Genomic DNA, 241 nt, shown 5'->3' with positions numbered 1-241 from the left:
GCGCTACGCGCCGGTGCTGCCGCCGACGCCGCCGCCGACCGCGCCTGCGCCCGCCGAGCGCCGGCGGCGGGCCACCAGGAGCACCGCGCCGCCCAGCAGCAGCGCCACGGCGGCGACGATCCCGGCGACGGTCGCGGCCGTGCCGACGTCCGAGCCGGTGGAGGCGAGGGCCGGGTCGGCGACGCCGCCCCACCCCGCGCCGGCGCCCCGTCCCGGCCCTGCGACGGCCGCCGACACCCTG

Annotated in this window: 1 protein-coding gene; it reads right to left on the bottom strand. The window is 84.6% G+C overall.

What is annotated here, in order from left to right; all coding sequences use genetic code 11:
- Positions 1-3: 3 nt before the first annotated feature.
- On the bottom strand, positions 4-241 hold a 238-nt coding region (locus tag ACR9ZG_RS19010; RefSeq protein WP_481286400.1), incomplete at its 5' end, for an LPXTG cell wall anchor domain-containing protein.

It is taken from the genome of Leifsonia sp. KNZ12-8B, assembly GCF_056755495.1.
Note: the sequence above shows the minus strand (reverse complement) of the source record. Positions and strands in the feature narration are given on the sequence as shown.